The sequence below is a fragment of the Pantoea alhagi genome, assembly GCF_002101395.1.
In the GTDB taxonomy this organism is placed as follows: domain Bacteria; phylum Pseudomonadota; class Gammaproteobacteria; order Enterobacterales; family Enterobacteriaceae; genus Mixta; species Mixta alhagi.
The window spans coordinates 1-16,984 of record NZ_CP019706.1; the positions used below are offsets into that span (position 1 = coordinate 1).

At 55.1% G+C, this 16,984-nt stretch carries 15 protein-coding genes and 1 pseudogene; 7 read left to right on the forward strand and 9 right to left on the reverse strand.

The genetic code is table 11. The features are described 5' to 3' along the window. Window positions 1–31: 31 nt before the first annotated feature. Window positions 32–486: pseudogene (gene matP, locus B1H58_RS00005) on the reverse strand (macrodomain Ter protein MatP). 181 nt (window positions 487–667) lie between these two features. Between matP and B1H58_RS00010 the strand changes: the two are divergent. Further along, window positions 668–2,416, forward strand: coding sequence for an AAA family ATPase (locus tag B1H58_RS00010; RefSeq protein ID WP_085067387.1), 1,749 nt, complete (start codon window positions 668–670; stop codon window positions 2,414–2,416). A gap of 67 nt (window positions 2,417–2,483) precedes the next feature. Next, window positions 2,484–3,002, forward strand: a complete 519-nt coding sequence (fabA, locus tag B1H58_RS00015; RefSeq protein WP_085067388.1) for a bifunctional 3-hydroxydecanoyl-ACP dehydratase/trans-2-decenoyl-ACP isomerase — start codon at window positions 2,484–2,486, stop codon at window positions 3,000–3,002. A gap of 56 nt (window positions 3,003–3,058) precedes the next feature. Here fabA and rmf read toward each other — a convergent pair whose 3' ends face one another. Next, complete coding sequence (gene rmf / locus B1H58_RS00020) at window positions 3,059–3,241, reverse strand: ribosome modulation factor (RefSeq protein ID WP_085067389.1); 183 nt, start codon at window positions 3,239–3,241, stop codon at window positions 3,059–3,061. 34 nt (window positions 3,242–3,275) lie between these two features. Here rmf and B1H58_RS20520 point away from each other — a divergent pair, with 34 nt between their 5' ends. Beyond that, complete coding sequence (locus B1H58_RS20520) at window positions 3,276–3,509, forward strand: hypothetical protein (protein WP_157130121.1); 234 nt, start codon at window positions 3,276–3,278, stop codon at window positions 3,507–3,509. Here the strand turns inward: B1H58_RS20520 and pqiC are convergent. From pqiC to rlmKL, 5 genes are read right to left on the reverse strand one after another with little or no spacing between them, the layout of a single operon-like run. Beyond that, window positions 3,506–4,084, reverse strand: a complete 579-nt coding sequence (gene pqiC / locus B1H58_RS00025; RefSeq protein WP_085067390.1) for a membrane integrity-associated transporter subunit PqiC — start codon at window positions 4,082–4,084, stop codon at window positions 3,506–3,508. The two genes, B1H58_RS20520 and pqiC, sit on opposite strands and share 4 nt — an antisense overlap. Beyond that, window positions 4,081–5,724 (reverse strand): intermembrane transport protein PqiB, encoded by a 1,644-nt coding sequence (gene pqiB, locus B1H58_RS00030; protein WP_085067391.1) that lies wholly within the window; start codon window positions 5,722–5,724, stop codon window positions 4,081–4,083. Before pqiB ends, pqiC begins: the two co-directional genes overlap by 4 nt. Further along, window positions 5,711–6,979, reverse strand: coding sequence for a membrane integrity-associated transporter subunit PqiA (pqiA, locus tag B1H58_RS00035; protein ID WP_085067392.1), 1,269 nt, complete (start codon window positions 6,977–6,979; stop codon window positions 5,711–5,713). Before pqiA ends, pqiB begins: the two co-directional genes overlap by 14 nt. Before the next feature lie 15 nt (window positions 6,980–6,994). Next, window positions 6,995–8,917, reverse strand: a complete 1,923-nt coding sequence (locus tag B1H58_RS00040; RefSeq protein WP_085067393.1) for an ABC transporter ATP-binding protein — start codon at window positions 8,915–8,917, stop codon at window positions 6,995–6,997. 5 nt (window positions 8,918–8,922) lie between these two features. Next, complete coding sequence (gene rlmKL, locus B1H58_RS00045; RefSeq protein WP_085072195.1) at window positions 8,923–11,034, reverse strand: bifunctional 23S rRNA (guanine(2069)-N(7))-methyltransferase RlmK/23S rRNA (guanine(2445)-N(2))-methyltransferase RlmL; 2,112 nt, start codon at window positions 11,032–11,034, stop codon at window positions 8,923–8,925. Window positions 11,035–11,170: 136 nt separating this feature from the next. Between rlmKL and B1H58_RS00050 the strand changes: the two genes are divergently transcribed. Further along, window positions 11,171–12,280 carry a YcbX family protein gene (locus B1H58_RS00050; protein WP_085067394.1) on the forward strand — a complete coding sequence of 370 codons (1,110 nt, stop codon included), beginning with the start codon at window positions 11,171–11,173 and terminating at the stop codon, window positions 12,278–12,280. 13 nt (window positions 12,281–12,293) lie between these two features. Here the strand turns inward: B1H58_RS00050 and B1H58_RS00055 are convergent, their stop codons facing one another. Together B1H58_RS00055 and pyrD are read right to left on the reverse strand one after the other, a co-directional pair. Continuing rightward, a complete protein-coding gene (locus B1H58_RS00055) occupies window positions 12,294–12,839 on the reverse strand; it encodes a cell division protein ZapC (RefSeq protein ID WP_085067395.1) in 546 nt (181 codons plus the stop codon). A 196-nt stretch (window positions 12,840–13,035) separates the two neighbouring features. Then, window positions 13,036–14,046, reverse strand: coding sequence for a quinone-dependent dihydroorotate dehydrogenase (gene pyrD / locus B1H58_RS00060; protein WP_085067396.1), 1,011 nt, complete (start codon window positions 14,044–14,046; stop codon window positions 13,036–13,038). 244 nt (window positions 14,047–14,290) lie between these two features. Between pyrD and ssuE the strand changes: the two genes are divergently transcribed. From ssuE to ssuD, 3 genes are read left to right on the forward strand one after another with little or no spacing between them, the layout of a single operon-like run. Then, window positions 14,291–14,842, forward strand: coding sequence for an NADPH-dependent FMN reductase (gene ssuE / locus B1H58_RS00065; RefSeq protein WP_085067397.1), 552 nt, complete (start codon window positions 14,291–14,293; stop codon window positions 14,840–14,842). A gap of 10 nt (window positions 14,843–14,852) precedes the next feature. Next, window positions 14,853–15,812, forward strand: coding sequence for a sulfonate ABC transporter substrate-binding protein (locus B1H58_RS00070; RefSeq protein ID WP_085067398.1), 960 nt, complete (start codon window positions 14,853–14,855; stop codon window positions 15,810–15,812). 15 nt (window positions 15,813–15,827) lie between these two features. Further along, entirely contained in the window at window positions 15,828–16,973 is a 1,146-nt protein-coding gene (ssuD, locus tag B1H58_RS00075; protein ID WP_085067399.1) for an FMNH2-dependent alkanesulfonate monooxygenase, read from the forward strand. Window positions 16,974–16,984 lie beyond the last annotated feature (11 nt).

Consider the following 16,984-nt stretch of genomic DNA (forward strand, 5'->3'; position numbering starts at 1 on the left):
AAAACGGTTATTTTTCATTTTCCGCATTAGCTCACATCGTCCTTGCCAAAATAGCCTGCAGATCCTGACGTAGCGTCGACATCTGGCTGGCATATTTTTCTTTTCGCTCAGCATCCTCAATCAACTGTACGATCGTATCCGATAAGGTGCTGTTGCGACGCTGCGCCAGCCCCGCCAGCCGTTGCCACACCAGATATTCTAAATCGATCGATTCTTACGCGTGTGCTGATGCTCGGCATTAAAGTGACGTTTACGGCGCGCACGAATCGTCTGCTTCATACGGTTTTCCAGCGCCGGATTAATGTGTTGCTCAATCCATTTCAACACCTCTACCGGATGGTTTTCCATGGCCAGCAAAGCCCTGACGGCTTCCTGTGCGGCGCTGATTTCAATGTAACGGGTAATCGGCTCCCCTTCCCGGTATTTTTTTACCAGGTATTTCCATTTCCATCCGCTTTCAAGATTTTCCAGCTGCTGATATTTCATCGGAATCTCATCATGAGCAGGTAACAAACTAAGAATAACAGCTTTTTTACGACTTGCGGCAGAGAAAGGCGCAGCGGCGACTCCGCCACACTGTTGAGAATCAGTCTAATCTCTGCCGTGCGTAACAGCCTGAAAAGCTGTATAATCGCGCTTTTCATTTATTCAGACAAATACGATTACTTTGACCAGCAACCGACTTGCATGGCAGGCGCTACAGCCTGATGCCGAAAGCTTCCAGCCTCTTTTTTCCCGCGTCTTTAGCGATAATATCGGTGATATTCTCCCCGACGTTCAGCCTCGTCTGTTTGATGCAGCCAGCCTGCTGCAGAACAGCAGCGCGCCTTTTTCATTGATGCTGATACGCTGTGCGGAAAACAGTGAGAATCTGTCATTGCTGGCGCAGACATTACAGCATAACAGTAGCCAGACGGAAGCGCTTTACGGCGGTAACTATCTGATCAATGAAGAACAGATAACCTGGCAGCCTGCCAAATCAGCAGATGATCCCTTCGCCAGCCGCGGCGGCGTACATTTCGCCGACTGGATCGAGTCTGAGCAGCTGTTTGGCTGCGTACGTATTTTTTCCCAACGCATCAGCCTGCAGCCAGGTCTGATCCATCGGGCTAACGGCGGCATCTTAATGCTTTCGTTGCGTGCTCTGCTGGCCCAACCGCTGCTGTGGCTGCGGCTGAAGCAGACCATTGCCCGGCAGCGTTTCGACTGGCTGTCGCCTGATGAATCGCGCCCGCTGCCGGTGACAGTCCCCTCAATGCCGCTGCAGTTAAAGCTGGTGCTGTGCGGCGATCGTGACGCCCTGGCTGATTTTCAGGAGATGGAGCCTGAACTGGCGGCGCTGGCGATCTACAGCGAATATGAAGAGAGTCTGCAGCTCGACGAAGAAGAAGACATGGCGTTATGGTGCCGCTGGGTAACCGCGCTGGCGCGTCAGGCGGGCTTACCGCCAATTGCCGTTAACTTCTGGCCTGCCCTGCTGCAGGAGGCCGTCCGCTATAGCGGCGATCGCGAAACGCTTCCGCTCTGCCCGGCCTGGCTTGGCCGCCAGCTGCGCGATGCTGCCTTATATGGCGAACAGCTGGATGCCGCCGCGCTTCAGGCCGCTCTGGATGCTCGCCTGTGGCGTGAAAGTTTCCTGCCCGATCGTATGCGTGATGAGATTCTTCTTGATCAGGTCCTTATTGAAACGGAAGGTGCCGTGGTAGGGCAAATCAACGGCCTGTCGGTCATTGAATTTCCCGGACATCCGCGCGCGTTCGGCGAGCCTTCGCGTATCAGCTGCGTGGTACACGTGGGCGATGGCGAGTTTACTGACGTTGAGCGCAAGGCTGAGCTGGGCGGCAACATTCATGCTAAAGGCATGATGATTATGCAGGCGTTTTTGATTGCAGAACTGGAGCTGGATCAGCAACTGCCCTTCTCCGCTTCGCTGGTATTTGAGCAGTCCTATTCGGAAGTAGACGGCGACAGCGCCTCTCTTGCCGAACTGTGCGCGCTGGTCAGCGCGCTGGCCGGAGAGCCCATTAATCAGCAAATTGCGGTAACCGGCTCGGTGGATCAGTTCGGTCATGTGCAGCCGGTAGGCGGCCTGAATGAAAAAATCGAAGGCTTTTTCGAGATCTGCCAGCAGCGAGGCTTAACCGGTCAGCAGGGCGTGATTATCCCTGCCGCCAATGTGCGACATCTCTGCCTGCAACAGCAAATTGTTGATGCGGTACAGGCGGGAGAGTTTCATATCTGGGCCGTCAGCGAGGTGGATGAAGCGCTGCCGTTGCTCACCGGCGTTCCGTGGAAAAAAGATGATGCTCCCTGCCTGTTGCAAACGATCCAGGCGCGCATCACAGAATTTAATCAGCAGGAGGCGCGCCAGCGTCCCTGGCCTCTACGTTGGCTAAACTGGTTTAACCACAGCTGATCGGAGTTGTTCAGCTTACACCTGTTAGCTAATGTTCGTGATTCACTAAAAAAAGGCTTATTGAAACATGGTAGATAAACGCGAATCCTATACAAAAGAAGACCTGATTGCCTCTGGTCGCGGCGAACTATTTGGTGCTGAAGGCCCGCCGCTGCCCTCTGGCAATATGCTGATGATGGACCGCGTGGTCAAAATGAGCGAAGAAGGCGGCAACTACAACAAAGGTTACGTTGAAGCCGAGCTGGATATTAATCCTGATCTCTGGTTCTTCGCCTGTCACTTTATTGGCGATCCGGTGATGCCGGGCTGTCTGGGTCTGGATGCGATGTGGCAGCTGGTTGGTTTCTATCTTGGCTGGCTGGGTGCAGAAGGCAAAGGCCGTGCGCTGGGCGTAGGCGAAGTGAAATTTACCGGTCAGGTTCTGCCTACAGCGAAAAAAGTGACCTATCGTATTCACTTCAAACGCGTCATCAACCGTAAACTGGTTATGGGCGTGGCCGATGGCGAAGTGCTGGTTGACGGTAACGTTATCTATACCGCCAGCGATCTGAAAGTGGGTCTGTTTAAAGACACCAACGCTTTTTGATGCGGTGAATTAAAAACCTCCGCAAATGCGGAGGTTATCCTTTTTATGACAGGCCGTCAGACCATCGCGGCACTTACGCTAACTGCCCTGTCCTCCATGGCTTTTCGCCAACCTCCCAACCAGTGAGACCGAGCCTCAATCATTTGATAAGGACACATTTCTTTTGAACGCCCGGTGATGCCAGCCTGATAGCCTCGTGAATGTGCTCGTTCCAGGCGGTCTCGTTTCTGTCTCTTCATGCCTCATTTCCCTCATTCAGGTATGGTGGAACTGGTGGAAAGAAAACAATGGTCACAAAGTGCGCAACCACTTTTCTTTTCTACCCCTATCGCTGAAAAAGATCAATGCGCAAATTTCACGCCATTGTCATACAGGCAGGCTATTTTTAAAGGTTTTTCTGCGGTGAAAATTTGCGGGTGGGATAACGGAATGATCTGCAATAAAAAATCCCGGCCAGCGAACGCGCTATGCGCTGCCGAACCGGAATTGACTTTCAAGAAAAATTAATTACTTCTTATGGCACTAATGGCTGTCGCCATACGCTGCGCTTGCTGTTGCCATCCCTGCGCCAGGGTTCTGACCATCGCATCATAGCCATCTTCCTGCTGCGGCAGCGTCAGATTAAAGTTCTGACGCGTAATTTGCCCGTTATGCTCCAGTGTCCAGCTGCCGCTAATGATCGCCTGGCCATCATAACGTCCGTGGAAGCCAGTAACGTTAACGTTCAACGTATCGTGCTGCTCACCCAGCGGCGTGGTGGAAATTAGCCAGCCCGGCAAAGCATTACTCAGGTTGGTTACCAGCGTTTGCTGTAATTGCTGATCAAGCGGACTGGCCCACAGATTACTGGTGGCAACAACATATTTAACGTCGCTGGTCTGATAAACCACGCCATTGCCTGCCAGATAATCAGGCACCGAAACGCGCTCGATCCAGACTGGCAACGAATTATTTACCATCAACGCGCTCTGGCTAACCGGCGCAACCGCCGACGTTCCCGCCGGCAGCTGATACAGGGTGGTTTGCGTGTTGCTGCTGCAGGCGCTCAGCGCCAGCATCAGCAATGGCATCCATTTCATCATTGTTTCGCCCTCTTCGGCTGTGGGTCTTCGCCCGGTTTAGCTTCAAATACCAGCGCGTTGCTCTTTTGATTGAGCGTCTTCAGCACCGGTTGCAGCTCACGCAGCACCTGATCCAGTCGTTGCATATCGCCAACCAGCTTGTTGTAGGCCGGAGAGCCGGGCTGCAAACCTTTCATGCTGCGGTTCAGCTCGCGCAGCGTTTGCTGCATATCCTGCGGCAGCTGCTGCATTGAGGGGCTGGCGGTGATTTTATTCACGTTGTCCAGCGTCTTTTGCAGCTCGCGCAGGGTACGCTGGCTCTCTTTCAGCGTGCCGGTGGCCTGGTTAATCATAGGATTCAGCGGCAGATTATTGATCTTATCCAGCGCATCCATAAGCTTCTGCTGAATCTGACTCAGGCCGCCGCTAACGGTGGGAATGATCTCCAGTCCGGCAACTTTTTCCGGGCCTTTATACTGCGGCGCGTTGTCATAGAAATCGAGATCGATATACAACGAGCCGGAAAGCAGGTTGCCGGTTTTCAACGAAGCACGCAGGCCGCGTTTTTTGCCGTCGCGCAAATGCTGGCGAATATCAAAGTCACCGCCCAGGCGGTTAACAAAGCGATCGGGTTCAATACGCACCAGAACCGGAATGCGGTAATCCGTATTCAGCGACTGTTTCCAGCCCGGAACGGTATAAGGTGCCTGTGCCACTGTTCCCAGACGGATGCCGCGGAACTCTACCGGCGCCCCTGGCTGCAGCCCACGAATCGAATCGCTAAAGAACATCAGGAAATCCAGATGCGTGGTATACAGCGAGTCCTGGATGCTGCGCTGATCGTCATACAGATGGTATTCCGCTTTGTTTTCTGCCGGTACACCCAGCTCCCAGCCGTCAGGCACGTCAAAACTAACGCCACCGCTGAACAGCGTGGTCAACGAGCCCATCTCCACACGCATACCGGAGGCGGACATCTCTACGGCAATGCCGCTGTCTTTCCAGAAACGCACATTTGAGGTAACCAGGCGATCGTAGGGCGCGGCGACAAACAGCTGATACTGCATTGCGCGTTTATCCGCATCAAAGCTGCTGGTTTCCACTGAACCCACGCGATAGCCGCGGAACAATACCGGATCGCCTGGATTGAGCTGGCCTGCCTTGGTGCTGTCAAGCACGATACGGATACCCTTCGCATCTGGCGGTGCCAGCGGCGGCGAATCCAGTAGTCTATATTGTTCTGGCTTTTCACCTTTACTGCCGGGCTGGAGTTCAATATAAGCGCCGGATAATAATGTACCCAGACCGGTAATGCCTTCGCGTCCTACCTGCGGCTTAACCACCCAGAAGGCGCTGTCGCCATGCAGCAGCTTCTCCATTCCCGCGTTAAGGCGGGCTTTGATTTCTACATGATGCAAATCGTCAGTTAATACCGCGCTCTCCACCACGCCCACATCAACACTGCGGCTTTTAATGGCCGTTTTACCGCCCTCAATGCCTTCGGCATTGGTGGTAATCAGCGTAACTTCCGGTCCCTGATGGCTGAAATGATAAAACAGGATCCAGGCACCAATCAGCACGGTCACAAGGGGAATGATCCACACCGGTGACCAGCGCTTGATCTGATCGACCTTCGCAACGCCGTGATTATTTTCCGTCAAGGCTCGGCTCCTTCAGATTATTTTCTGGTTCGCAATCCCACGTCAGACGCGGATCAAACGTCATGGCGGCAAACATAGTCAGAATGACCACCGCCGCAAACAAGAGTGCGCCTGGCGCAGGATAGATATTCATTAACTGTCCGATACGCACCAGCGCAGAAAGTACCGCAATCACAAAAACGTCGATCATTGACCAACGTCCCACAAACTCCACCACCTCATAAATCAGATGCATTCTTTCGCTGTCTCGCCTGCCATGCCCCCGCGCATCCCAGCACAGCCAGCCAATCGCCACCATTTTCAACGAAGGCACCATAATACTGGCGATAAAAATCACCAGCGCCACCGGATAAGAGCCATCGCTCCAGAGCAGGATCACCCCGCCCATAATATTGGAGTTCATCCTGTCGCCGAGCGCTTCGGTGACCATAATCGGCAGGATATTGGCGGGGATGTAGATAATAATGGAGGTGAACAGCAGCGCCAGCGTCCATTGCAAACTGTGCCGCCGACGCGCATGGCCTGTGGTGCCGCAGCGTGGACAGAGAAAACGATCGGCCGGCAGCACCGCTGTACAGCATGGACAGGATCGCAGTCCCTGTTTCAGACCGCTGATGCCCGCCTGTGGCGCAGCTGGCAGCGGCGGTTCAGGCGCAATCTGACGCCATAGCCAGCGCCGATCAACACACTGAAAAGCACGCAGCTGCAGCAGACAGAATAAACACCAGGGTAAAAAACTGCTGCCGATACCAATATCGCCATAGGCCATCAGCTTAACAAAACTGACCAGCACGCCTGCGAGGAAGATTTCCGCCATTCCCCAGCTTCTGAGCTGAAACAGAATGCGGGCGATAGCAATTTGCAGACGCTGCGGCAACGGCAGCCGATTCACCAGCAGCAGGATCGCGATCATGCAAAAGGCCGGCACCGCCTGAACAAACAGCATAAACAGCGTGGCGAGACTGGCGTAATCTTCTGAGACCATGACCTGTGGAATTTCCATCAGGGTGATTTCACTGCTCAGGCCCGACACGTGCATATTGACGAAAGGAAACAGGTTTGCCAGCAGCAACATAAATAGCGCAGCCAGCGCATAGCTGGAGGGCCGCTTGCGCGGCTCGCTCCAGTTAGCGGTTAGCGTAGTATGACAGCGTGGACAGCTGGCTTTCTGACCAATGGCAACCGATGGCAACTGCGTCATCAGGTCACACTGTGGACAAAGCATCCAGTGTTGCGGGTGTTCAGCTGAACACATACCCTACTCCCGATTTCAGCCGCCGTTCTTCAGCGATTCAAGGTATTCCCAGCGTTCAAACGCGGTTTCCAACTGCTGTTCCGCTTCTGCCAGCGCGGTCACTACCGGCTGCGTTTTTTCATGCGGCTGGGTGAAAAAGTTAGCATCCGCCATCTGCAGTTGCAGTTGCTCTATCTGATTTTCCAGCGCTTCCAGCTGTTGCGGCAGCTGGTCCAGTTCACGCTGCAGCTTATAGCTTAGTTTAGTGCCGGACGCTTTTACTTCGTTTTTAACCGTCTCGTTTTTTACTGGCTTTTCTGCTGCCGCCACGGTTTTCACCGGCGCAGCGCGACTCTGACGCGAGGCGGCGCGCTGCTGTTGCGCATCATGATAGCCGCCGACAAAGGTACCGATATCGCCATTGCCTTCAAAGATCCAGCATTCGGTAACGGTATTATCTACAAACTGACGATCGTGGCTGACCAGCAGCACGGTACCCTGATAGCCATCAATCAGCTCTTCCAGCAGCTCCAGCGTTTCAACATCCAGGTCGTTAGTTGGCTCATCGAGAATCAACAGGTTGCTGGGCTTCAGGAACAGACGCGCCAGCAGCAGGCGGTTACGCTCTCCGCCGGAAAGCGCCCTGACCGGCGTCATCGCCCGCTTCGGATGGAACAGGAACTCCTGCAGGTAGCCCAGAACATGACGCGGCTTACCGTTTACCATTACTTCCTGTTTGCCTTCCGCAAGGTTATCCATCACGGTGCGATCCGGATCGAGGATGGCACGGTGCTGATCGAAATAGGCCACTTCCAGTTTACTGCCGCCGTGCACGCGACCGCTGTCCGCCTTGAGCTGTCCCAGCATCAGCTTCAGTAATGTGGTCTTACCGCAGCCGTTAGGGCCAATCAGCGCAATCTTATCGCCACGCTGCACCTGCGCGCTAAAGTTTCTGACCAGCGTGCGGTCGCCAATGCTGTAATTGACATTTTCCAGTTCAAAGACGATTTTGCCGGAGCGCGACGCTTCTTCAACCTGCATCTGCGCTTTGCCCATCACCTCACGACGCTCTGAACGCTCGCGACGCAGCGCTTTCAGAGCGCGAACGCGACCTTCGTTACGGGTACGACGTGCTTTGATACCCTGGCGGATCCAGACTTCTTCCTGTGCCAGCTTGCGGTCAAATTCAGCGTTTTGCATCTCTTCAACGCGCAGTGCTTCCTCTTTCCCTTCCAGATATTTGTCATAGTCGCCTGGCCAGGAGACCAGTTTGCCGCGATCGAGATCAACAATACGCGTTGCCATATTGCGGATAAAAGAACGGTCATGCGAAATAAAGACGATGCTGCCCTGGAAGGTTTTCAGGAAATTTTCCAGCCAGTCAATGGTTTCAATATCCAGGTGGTTAGTTGGCTCATCCAGCATCAACACGCGTGGATTACTCACCAGCGCGCGTCCCAACGCAGCTTTACGTAACCAGCCGCCGGAAAGCGACGACAGCTCAACCTCCGGCTCCAGGCCTATCTGCTGCAGCACATCGTTAATGCGCGACTCCAGCTGCCACAGATTATGGTGATCCAGCAGCGACTGCAGACGCGCCATCTCATTAAGATTTTTTTCGCTCGGGTCATCCATCACCACATGCGAAATCGCATGATAGGCTTTCAGATGCTCAGCCTGCTCGGCAACGCCTTCAGCCACGAAATCATATACCGTGCCAGCGATATTGCGCGGCGGATCCTGTTGCAGACGCGCCACCACCAGATCCTGCTCGTAAATAATACGACCATCATCCAGCGGTTGCTCGCCGTTGATGATTTTCATCAGTGTGGATTTACCGGCGCCGTTGCGCCCGACCAGACAAACGCGTTCGTTCTCTTCGATATGCAGCTCGGCATAATTCAGCAACGGCGCATCGCTGAACGAAAGGTAGGCATTGTGAATACTAATTAGTGACATACAGCTTATTCCTTACCGGCGTGCGTAATCAGCCAGCAGTTGTGAATATGACGGTTGCGGGCAAAATCCTGCGACTGTGTTTTCGCGGTGATCTCCTGTGCATGCAGGCCGAGCGCGGCCAGCCCCGGATGATCCATTTTAAAACCGCGTTTGTTGTTCGAGAACATTATGGTGCCGCCCGCGCGCAGCAGGCGTTTGAGATCGCGCATCAGTTGCAAATGATCGCGCTGAACGTCAAAACTCTCTTCCATGCGTTTTGAGTTGGAGAAGGTCGGCGGATCGATAAAGATCAGGTCAAACTGTTCGTTGCTCTCACGCAGCCAGCTCAGACAATCCGCCTGCATCAGCCGGTGCTGACGGCCGCTCAGACCATTCAGACGCATATTACGTTCCGCCCACTCCAGATAGGTGCGGGACATATCCACGGTCGTGGTGGAACGTGCGCCGCCAAGTCCGGCATGGACGCTGGCGCTGCCGGTATAGGCAAACAGGTTGAGGAAATCTTTGCCTTTGCTCATTTGCCCCAGCATACGACGGGCAAGACGGTGATCGATAAACAGGCCGGTATCAAGATAGTCGGTGAGGTTCACCCAGAAGCGGGCGTTAAACTCGCGCACTTCAAAATATTCGCCTTTTTCACCCAGCTTCTGATACTGGCTTTTGCCTTTCTGCTTTTCACGGGTTTTCAACACCAGGCGGTTCGCCGGCAGCTCCAGCACCGTCAGCGTGGCGCTAATCACATCAAACAGACGCTGGCGTGCCTTCATGGCATCAATGGTTTTCGGCGGCGCATACTCCTGGATCACCACCCAGTCGGCATAGCGATCCACGGCCACGTTATATTCCGGCAAATCGGCGTCATACAGGCGATAGCACTCAATGCCTTCCTGACGCGCCCATTTATCCAGTTTCTTCATGTTTTTGCGCAGGCGGTTGGCATAATCTTCCGCCATCTGAGCCGGAACACCCTCGCCGCTGATGACCGCCAGCTGATAATTTTTCTGCACGCAGTCCAGCGGACCGTTTTTCGCTTTGAACTGGCGATCGGCGCGTAGCTGTAAACAGCTCAGCAGGTCGGGCGAAGCGCTAAACAGCGAGAGATTCCAGCCGCCAAACTGGCTTTTCATTACGCGTCCCAGCAGGCTGTGCAGAGCGATCAGCGCCGGCTCGCTTTCCAGACGTTCACCATACGGCGGGTTGCTGATAACGGTACCGGTTGGCCCCTGCGGCAGCGGATTGCTGAGCTGCGCAACATCCTGAACGGCAAAAGTGAACAGATCGGCCACGCCAGCACGACGGGCGTTACCGCGCGCGCGTTCCAGCACACGCTCATCATTATCGTAACCAAAGAAGCGCGACGTGGTTTGCGCAATCCCCTGGCGGGCGCGGGTTTGCGCTTCGTCAATCAGCTCGCGCCACAGTTCAGGCTGATGCGCTTTCCAGCCGTGAAAACCCCAGTGGCGGCGATTCAGACCCGGCGCGCGATCGCTGGCGATCAGCGCCGCCTCAATCAGCAGCGTGCCGGAGCCGCACATTGGATCGAGCAGCGGCGCACCTGGCTGCCAGCCGGAACGCAGCACCGTTGCCGCCGCAAGGTTCTCTTTCATCGGCGCGAGACCGGTTTGCTGGCGGTAGCCGCGCTGATGCATGCCTTCGCCGCTGAGATCGAGCGCGATGCTGGCGGTATCTTTATTCAGCCAGACATTAATCCGCACATCCGGCTGCTCGCGATCGACATCCGGGCGCGGAAGATTTTTACGGGTGAAGCTATCGACAATCGCATCCTTTACTTTCAATGCGCCAAACTGGCTGTTACGAATCGCTTCGTTGGTGCCGCTGAAATGCACGGCAAAGGTTCCGTCAATCAGGTTAGTCCAGTCAATCGCCTGCGCGCCGAGGTAGAGATCGAGATCGCTGTATACCGAACATTCGCTGAGCGGCAGCAGAATACGCGATGCCAGCCGGCTCCACAGCAGACTGCGGTACATCAAACGATCGTCTCCCTGAAAATGTACGCCGCCCTGGACAACCTGTAGGTTCTGCGCCCCCAGCGTTTCCAGTTCACTCTTTAATAGCTCTTCGAGCCCACGCGCCGTACTGGCAAACAGAGAATTCATATCGTCACTTACAGTATTGGGAAAATTGTTGCGCATTATAGCTAATCACCGCCGCATGTCATAAAGTTAGCTTCCTTTAGCCGCAGATTCCTGTTGTCGTGGCCGGGCGCCACAACAGCACAGCATGGAGAGCCTTATGATCGTCCTGTCACGCCTGTTTATTCATCCGGTTAAATCGATGCGGGGGCTACAGCTTTCGCATGCGCTGGTTCAGGAGAGCGGGCTCGCTTTTGACCGCCTGTTTATGTTGACGACGCAGGATGGCACTTTTATTACTGCCCGCCAGTATCCTCAGCTGGTGCAGTTTACTCCGGCGCTCATTGCTGACGGGCTGTGGCTTCAGGCACCTGATAACAGCAGCGCCGCCCTGCGCTTTGCCGACTTCCAGCCGCAGGAGGCTGAAACCGAAGTCTGGGGCAATCATTTTACCGCCCGTATCGCCCCGCAGCCGATTAATGAGTGGCTGAGCGGGTTTTTCCCGATCCCGGTACAACTACGCTGGACCGGTCCGGAAATGACGCGTCGGGTTAAACGCCAGCCGCAGGTGCCGTTGGGCTTTGCCGACGGTTATCCTTTCTTGCTGATGAACGAGGCCTCGCTCAACGATCTGCAGCAGCGTTGCCCGGCCAGCGTTCGGCTGGAGCAGTTTCGCCCGAATCTGGTGGTTACCGGCGCACGCGCCTGGGAAGAGGATAGCTGGCAGCGCTTACGTATCGGCGAGGTGGAATTTGAGGTCGCCAAGCCCTGTAGCCGCTGTATCTTTACCACCATCAGCCCTGAACGCGGGCTAAAACATCCTGACGGCGAACCGCTTAAAACGCTGCAAACCTTCCGCAGCGCGCAGGATGGCAGCGGCGATGTCGACTTCGGCCTGAATTTGCTGGCCTGCAATAGCGGCGTGATACGCGTCGGCGATACGCTGGAAACGATCGCAACGCAGCCGGCGCGCCGCTATGGCGCAGGTCGGGTTGTGGAAACGCTGGCGATAAAACAGGAAGCGGAGCAACAGGTCACCATTAACTATCGCGGCAACCGGTTTAGCGGAAACAATCAGCAGCTGCTACTGGAACAGCTGGAAATGCAGGGTCACCGCATTCCCTACTCCTGTCGCGCCGGTCTGTGCGGAAGTTGTAAAATGCAGCTGATTTCCGGCAAAGTGAAAGCGTTAAAGCAGGATGCGGTGCGTAACGACGGCACCGTTTTAAGCTGCAGCTGTATTCCGGACAGCGATATTGAGCTGGCTTAAGGCACCGGGTCGGTTAGCCGGCCCATGCGTAACGCTGCGTCTGTTCCGCCTGCCACGGTTGCAGGCGGTCATGCATAATTTTAATCGCATCGCCCAGCACCATGGTTTTACCCGCGATCTGCAGTTCGGGCTGAGCCAGCACGCAAAGCGCGGCGTTCTCTCCCGCCTCGATAACTAACATCCTCGCCTCTTCGCCGTTCTCCTCCAGCGTGACCGTTACCAGGTCGCTGACGCCGGGCTGCCAGGTTTGACGCTGGCAAACGCGAAAATGCCAGCTTTTTGGCATCATCGGCTTCATAAAGCGCCAGGCGACCAATGCATTCAACAGTAACTCATCACACTGCTCTTCGCTGAGCGAAGTTTCGCGGCAGATCTCCTGCCAGGATAATAACTGCGCCGCATCGTCAACATTAAAAACCGCCTCACTAAAGGCATCCGGCGTCAACATTTTGCGGGAAAAACGGGAGCGAAACAGCATACCATCCGCCAGGTCGAGCATCATACGATCCTGCTCTGCATCGAAAAACCAACGCCATTTGTCGTCAGGTTTTATCTTCATGGTTTGCCTTACTACAGTTGAGGGTTGCAAAAACAGGCTACTTTATTGCGCGACATCAATTAAACTGACAGCGCACAAGACATAAAAAAGAATTAACCTGCCGCGAATAATATTTCCTGAAACGAACAAGGAATAGACAAAATATAAACCAGCCAGGAACAGATTAAAAGCCCCCGGCCAGATTCTTCAAAAAAGGTCAGAGATGAGTCACAATCTCTTTTACCAAATCCGGGCCTTTATAAATAAAGCCGGAATAAATTTGTACCAGCGTCGCGCCGGCGGCTATTTTTTCACGCGCTGCCATCAGTGAGTCGATGCCGCCTACGCCAATAATCGGCAATTTGTCCTGCAGCTCCTGCGCCAGACGGCGAATCACTTCGGTGCTACGCTGCTGTACCGGACGTCCACTAAGACCACCCGCCTCTTCGCTATATTTCAGTCCGTTCACCAGCGAACGATCCAGCGTAGTATTTGTGGCGATGACGCCATCAATTTGATGACGAACCAGGCTATCGGCAATCTGCACCAATTCCTCTTCTGAAAGATCGGGCGCAATTTTTACCGCAACCGGCACATATTTCAGATGGCGTTTTTCCAGAATCTTCTGCTGTGATTTTATTGCCATCAGTAAGTCGTCCAGCGCCTCGCCATATTGCAGGGTTCTTAAACCCGGCGTATTCGGCGAGGAGATATTAACGGCAATATAACCAGCGTGAGGGTAGACTTTTTCCATACAGGCCAAATAATCATCTTTGCCCTGCTCTACCGGCGTATCTTTATTTTTGCCAATATTAATGCCCAATATGCCATTAAAGCTGGCGCGCTTAACGTTTTCAACCAGCTGATCCACGCCCAGATTATTAAATCCCATGCGGTTAATAATCCCTTCCGCTTCAATCAGGCGGAACAGGCGCGGCTTGTCGTTACCCGGCTGCGGACGGGGCGTGACTGTTCCCACCTCAACAAAGCCGAAGCCCATCGCGCCGAACGCATTAATACACTCGCCGTTTTTATCCAGCCCGGCTGCCAGGCCAAGCGCATTTTTGAAAGTCAGCCCCATACATTTAACGGGACGTGCAGGCAAGCGCTGGCGAATCAGCCCTTCCAGCGGCGTACCGCCGATGCGGTGTAGCTGCTGTAGCGTCAGTTCATGGGCGTGCTCAGCGTCGAGACGGAACAAAGCTTTACGTGCGAGGGGGTAAAACATGGACTCTCCTGAATTCCCGGTGGCAAACGGGGCGGTATTATCCGGTATAACCACCATAAAAAGCCAGAATTGTTAAACCAGCGCTCCGTTTAGCGCGCCTTTTCTCCTCGCTGTTCTGCCTTAGCGCAAAAACAGCTTTTTATTGCCGGATAAATTATTTAAAAGCCGCCGCACGCTCTGTCAGGATGCAACCATTCGTTCTCAATATCTTTCAATCGATAACTAATGGTTATAAGGAGCAGCTATGCGCGTTATTACTCTGGCAGGAAGCCCGCGTTTTCCCTCGCGTTCCACGGCGTTGTTAACCCTGTGCCAGCATGCGCTTGAAAAGCGTGGCGTTGAAGTTACGCCCTGGAATTTACACAACTTTCTTCCCGAGGATTTGCTTTACGCGCGTTTCGATTCTCCGGCGCTGCTGGCCATGAAAGAGGACCTGGCTGCGGCGGATGGCGTCATTGTCGCCACACCGGTTTATAAAGCCTCTTTTTCCGGCGCGCTGAAAATCCTGTTAGATCTGCTGCCGGAGCGGGCGCTGGAGCATAAGGTTGTGCTGCCGTTGGCAACCGGCGGCACGCTGGCCCATATGCTGGCGGTGGATTACGCATTAAAGCCAGTACTTAATGCGCTGAAGGCGCAGGAGGTGCTGCACGGAATTTTTGCCGAGGACAGTCAGATTACCCATTACGATCGGCAGCCGGAACTGAGCAGTCTGCTCGCCTCACGCCTGAACGATGCGCTGACAACGTTCTGGTTTGCTTTACAGCGGCGTGAAGCACGCCTGGCCGATGCAATTTAGGGAGGCGCGCATGATATCTTTCTCCCGCTTGTTGCGTGGCGCGCTGTTGATGGCATTGTTGAGCATCACTGCTGCGCTGCAGGCCGCCAGTCCGGATCCCCAGGCCATTCGTATTGGCTATCAAAAAGGGTCTGTCAGTATGGTACTGGCTAAAACCCACCGGCTGCTGGAACAGCGTTATCCGCATACCCGGATTCGCTGGATCGAGTTCCCTGCCGGACCGCAAATGCTGGAAGCGTTAAATGTTGGCAGCATCGATCTGGGCAGCACCGGCGATATTCCGCCGCTGTTCGCTCAGGCGGCAGGTGCCGATCTGCTATATGTCGGCGCGGAGCCGCCTAAACCGCAGGCTGAGGTGATCCTGGTCGCGGATAACAGCCCGATCAAAACGGTAGCCGGGTTGAAGGGACACAAAGTCGCCCTGCAGAAGGGCTCCAGCTCTCACAATTTGCTGCTGCGCGCGCTGCAAAAAGCAGGACTGAGCTTTAAGGATATCCAGCCCGTCTGGCTGACGCCTGCCGATGCCCGCGCCGCCTTTCAGCAGGGTAATGTCGATGCATGGGCCATCTGGGACCCGTACTATTCCGCTGCGCTGCAGCAGGGCAATGTACGGGTGCTTACCGATGGCAGCGCACTCAATCTCACCGGCTCTTTTTATCTGGCAACTCGCAGCTATGTCGGGGCTCACGGCGCATTTATTCAGTCGGTGCTGGATATTTTTAGCCAGGCGGATGCCCTGACTCAAAGCCAGCGAGCGGAAAGCATCAGGCTGCTGGCACAAAGTATGGGCCTGCCGGAAAAGGTTATCAGCAGCTATCTCGACCATCGGCCGCCAACCCAGATTTTACCGGTTAGCGAGCCCATCGTTCAGGCGCAGCAGCGCACTGCCGATCTGTTTTATCAAAACCATCTGCTTCCCGTAAAACTCGACGTCACCAGCCATATCTGGCGCGGCGCAACCGTTCAGTGAATAAGGAGTATTATCATGGCGTTATCCGTATTCTGGTTTTTGCCTACTCATGGCGACGGTCACTATCTCGGCACGGCGGAAGGCGCTCGCCCGGTTGACCACAGTTATTTGCAACAGATTGCGCAGGCAGCGGATCGTTTGGGATTTGGCGGTGTGCTCATCCCCACCGGGCGTTCCTGCGAAGACGCCTGGCTGGTGGCCGCATCGCTGATCCCGGTTACGCAACGGCTGCGTTTTCTGGTGGCGCTGCGGCCCGGCGTGATTTCACCTACCCAGGCGGCACGGCAGGCAGCGACGCTGGATCGGCTCTCCAACGGACGCGCGCTGTTTAATCTGGTGACCGGCGGCGATCCGGAGGAGCTGGCGGGCGACGGCATATTTCTCGATCACACCGAACGCTATGCGGAATCCGCTGAGTTTACCCGCATCTGGCGGCGCGTGCTGGAAGGGGAAACCGTTGACTATCAGGGTGACTATCTGCAAGTGCGCGGCGCGCGGCTGATGTTTAAACCTGTTCAGCAGCCGCGTCCGCCTCTGTGGTTCGGCGGCTCTTCCCCCGTAGCGCAGGATCTGGCAGCGGAACAGGTGGATGTCTATCTCACCTGGGGCGAACCGCCGGCATTAGTCAAAGAGAAGATCGAGCAGGTGCGTGTCAAAGCTGCCGCGCAGGGCCGCCAGGTGCGTTTCGGCATTCGACTGCACGTTATTGTTCGCGAAACTAACAGCGAGGCCTGGCAGGCTGCGGAACGGCTGATATCGCATCTGGATGATGCCACTATTGCTAAAGCGCAGGCGGCGCTGGCGCGTACCGATTCGGTTGGCCAGCAGCGCATGGCGGCGCTGCATCAGGGCCGTCGCGATAAGCTTGAGATCAGCCCGAACCTGTGGGCAGGCGTCGGTCTGGTGCGCGGCGGTGCCGGTACCGCGCTGGTTGGCGATGGCGCAACGGTGGCGGCACGTATGCAAGAGTATGCCGATCTCGGCATTGAAACCTTTATTCTCTCCGGCTATCCGCACCTCGAGGAAGCCTGGCGGGTAGGCGAGTTGCTGTTTCCGCATCTGGATTTGGCGGTGCCAGAAATTCCCGCCCCGCGCAAAGTGCAGGCGCACGGCGAGGCGGTGGCGAATGATTTCGCCCCGCAAAAAGTGTCGCAAAGTTGAAGGAGAGAGGG